This window comes from Candidatus Korarchaeota archaeon NZ13-K (assembly GCA_003344655.1).
Lineage (GTDB): Archaea > Korarchaeota > Korarchaeia > Korarchaeales > Korarchaeaceae > Korarchaeum.
The window spans coordinates 1-3,471 of sequence record MAIU01000106.1; the positions used below are offsets into that span (position 1 = coordinate 1).

The following is a 3,471-nucleotide window of genomic DNA, read 5'->3' on the forward strand; positions in this document are numbered from 1 at the left end:
TCTCCTTCGCGAAGGAGAGGAACTCCCTGACCTCATCCCTAAGGGTCACCACCTCCCCACAGCTGTCCTCAATCATGCGGTCGCTTATCCTCCTCAGGGGGAACCTGAGGCTGCTCACATCATGGTGATCCCAGAGGACCTTGTCCAGATCCAGGACTATGAGCTTAGGCCTTCTCCTCAACACTAACCTCCCCTCCCATTCCCCTGAACCTCTCGGAGAGGAGCCTCAGGGCCCCCTCGACGTTCATCCTCGCCTCCTCCCCGCTGATGGATGATGAGGTGACGTTGACCCTGAGGAGGGGCTCCCTGACCTCATGCCCCGATGGATGGCTCTTCACGTAGACGTTGAACCTCCTCATGGCCTCCTCAATTATCGGGGCGGCCTCGGACTCAGGAACACCCTTAACAATGAGATCAACGCTAACGTAACTCATTTGCGGAGCCCTGGATCTCAGGATCCCCTCTATCCTCTCGAATATGTCCATCATCTCCGGGGGAACCCCGGGGAGGGCTATTATCAGCGTGGGGCCCTCCTCGACCATCACGCCCGGCGCCGTGCCAACAGCATTGTATATGGGTTTGGCCTTCTCCGGCATCATGGCCATCTTCATCCTATGCTCCGTCATTGGCAGGTTTCTCTCAGCGTATTTCTCCTCAACCATCCTTAGAGCCTCCTCGTTCAGGACGTGCCTCCTTCCCAGGGCCTTGGATAGGCACTCAGATGTCATGTCATCGAATGTTGGACCCAAGCCGCCCGTGCTCACCACGAGCGAGGCCCCCCTCTTGATTGCCAGCCTGAAGGCCATCATTATGTCCTCGCAGTCATCCCTAACTGTGATGGCGCACCTCACGAGGTAGCCATCCAGTGTGAGCTTCCTGGAGAGCCAGGTCAGATTTGTGTTGACTATTCTCCCGTTAAGTAGCTCGTTCCCCACAGAGATTATCCAGGCCTCTGGAAGCCTCATGCCTCAACCTCACCTCCAGCCTGTGGATCCTCTCCTTGGCCCTCAGGAGCATGGAGTTGGCAGCATCCACTATTAACTTGATGGCCTCGGGGTCGAGGAGCTCCCTTCCCCTCAGCCTGAGGGGCATCTCGAGCCTCTCCGTACCCATGGCCTCGATGAAGCCCCCGGCCCTCGAGAGGTGCAGGATCCCAGCCCTCTTGAATCCCGACTCCCTGAGGATCCTCAGCATGGCGAGGGAGGCCCTGAGGCTGCAGGTGCGGATGTGTATTATGGGAGGGAGCAGGGCCAGCCAGACGTTCTCCCCCCTCATGGCGCTCAGGATCTCCTCCTCATCTACACTGGAGTGCCACTTCCCGAGGCTCCTCAGGGAGAACTTCTCCCCAGGGAGCTCTGCCTCGTAAAGCTGTATCCTGCCGGAGCAGCTGCTGGTGGTGTAAGCGAATGGAAGGCTGTTCAAGGCATCAAGTAAGCTGAAAATATCCGGATCAACTCTTCCCTCATCAAAGTGCTCCCTGAGCCTTCCAAGAGCTGCCTCCTTCCTCCTCTTCCAATCCTCCGGGGTCAAGCGATTTCGCGAGGCATCACACCTCATTCCCATCCCTCCGGGGCCGCGATGCTTCCGGCAGGGAGAGGCCTCAGAGGCCCCTAGCCGCCAGCTCCAGGGCCATCCTTATCTGGGCCATCACGGGTTTTGGAAGGCCCTCGAGCCTCACATCCATGAATCCCCTGACGAGGATGCTCTTAGCCTCCTCCTCGCTGAACCCCTTGGTCATGAGGTAGTAGAGCTGCTCCTCGCTCAGCCTGCCGACGGCCGCCTCGTGGGAGAGCTGGACGTCATCCACCCTCGCATCGAGGGCGGGCAGCGTGACTATCCTCGAGCCCTCGGAGAGGAGGAGGCCATCGCACTCTATGTGCCCCCTGGTCCCCCCGGCCTCGGCCGATATCAGGGCCCTGGTCACGACATCAGCGCGGTCCTTAGTTATCGTCTTCGAAACTATCTCCGCCGAGGTTCCCCTGGCCCTGAGGAAGACGCTCCCGCCGACGTCCATCCTAGACTCCTTGGGGGCGACTATCACCGAGGAGAGGTACGCCCTGGCCCCCTCGCCGACCAGGTAAACCTTTGGATCCGTCTGTATGCTCGCGATGGGGCTCATGTTCACGTAATGGCTCACGTACTCACCTCCCCTCTCCACGATAACGGCCGTCCTCGGCCTGACGTGGGTGCTCTCGGCCCACTGATGTATCATCGTGAAGGTTAGCCTTCCCCCCTCCTTCACGTAGAACTCCGAGATCCCGGCGTGAAGACCGGGGGCCTCGATCGAGGTGAGGCATCCGGTGACGACGTGAAGCTCGGCCCCCTCCTCAACGATCACTATGTTATGTGGGGCCTGCAGGGCCCCGGGTGTCGAGAGGAGGAGGCATGCCAGAACCGGCTGCTCGACCTTCGCTCCCCTCTCCGCTATGATAACGTAGCCCTCATGCCCCCCGAAGAGCTCGGCAGCTGCCGTGTACTTGTCAGTGTCCACATCTATGGCCCTCCAGAAGTAGCCCTCGACGAGGCCCTCCTCTAGGGCCTCGGATAGCGAGTGCACCCTCACCCCCGGCGCGGCAGGCCTAACCTCCACGGGCCTCTCATCCACCTGAACGTAGGAGGCCTGGGATGGATCGATCCCAAGCCTGGAGAGGGATTGCAGGTCCTCCGCTCCCCTTCTTCCCCTCGGCAGCGGGAAGTCCTCAATCCTCAGGTCGGGGCCGTGGGGGGCCGGCTTGCTCAGGGCCGCTTCAGCCCTCCTCCTTATCTCCTCCAGCATCAATCAGACCACCTTCAGGCACCTGAGGCAACCCTCGAAACCGTACCTCTCCACGTCCTCTATCAGGTCCCTTGGATTGCCGAAGCACGAGATCCTGCCGTCAAGCATTATGTAAGCCCTGTTAGCTGACCTGACGTAGCTCAGTATCTTGCCGGCGTGCGTCACTATGATGGCTGCCCTCCTCTCCCTGGCCCTTCCATCAGGGGCCTCCACGAGCTCACTTATGACCCTCCCCAGCAGGGGGAGGCTCTCCAGGTCAACCCCCGAGTCGGGCTCGTCGAGCAGCGCCAGCCTAGGAGACTGGGCGGCCAGCAGCAGGAGCTCAACCCTCTTCATCTCACCCCCGCTGAACCCCCTGTGGAGGTCCCTGTCCAGGAGGTTTGAGACCCTCAGCTCCTCAGCCAGCCTCCTCAGGCGATCCATATCTACCCCGTAGATTCCGGAGAGCCTCTTCAGGAGGTCCCTCAACCTGACACCCCTCATCGCTGGGGGGAGCTGCATCAGGAAGCCCATCCCCAGCCTGGCCCTCTCATCCGGCCTCATCCCAGTCACATCGATCCCATTGAACAGGATCCTTCCGGAAACGACCTCGTAGCCAGGTCTCCCCATTATTGTGTGGAGCAGTGTTGACTTCCCGGAGCCGTTTGGTCCGAGCAGGGCTACTACCTCCCCCTCACCGACCTCCAAGTCCACAC

The 3,471-nt window shown here is 60.6% G+C and carries 5 protein-coding genes; all 5 read right to left on the bottom strand.

What is annotated here, in order from left to right; translation table 11 throughout:
- Positions 1-181 (bottom strand): magnesium-dependent phosphatase-1 (locus BA066_07350; GenBank protein ID RDD52874.1); only part of this gene is annotated, 181 nt, incomplete at its 3' end.
- Positions 165-965, bottom strand: a complete 801-nt coding sequence (locus BA066_07355) for a competence damage-inducible protein A (protein RDD52875.1) — start codon at positions 963-965, stop codon at positions 165-167. The genes BA066_07350 and BA066_07355, both read right to left, overlap by 17 nt.
- Positions 916-1,563 carry a hypothetical protein gene (locus tag BA066_07360; GenBank protein ID RDD52876.1) on the bottom strand — a complete coding sequence of 216 codons (648 nt, stop codon included), beginning with the start codon at positions 1,561-1,563 and terminating at the stop codon, positions 916-918. The genes BA066_07355 and BA066_07360 overlap by 50 nt, the downstream gene beginning before the upstream one ends.
- A 37-nt stretch (positions 1,564-1,600) precedes the next feature.
- Positions 1,601-2,779, bottom strand: a complete 1,179-nt coding sequence (locus BA066_07365) for a SufD family Fe-S cluster assembly protein (protein RDD52877.1) — start codon at positions 2,777-2,779, stop codon at positions 1,601-1,603.
- Positions 2,780-3,471, bottom strand: a 692-nt coding sequence (locus BA066_07370; GenBank protein RDD52878.1) for an ABC transporter ATP-binding protein, incomplete at its 5' end; no start/stop codon positions are given.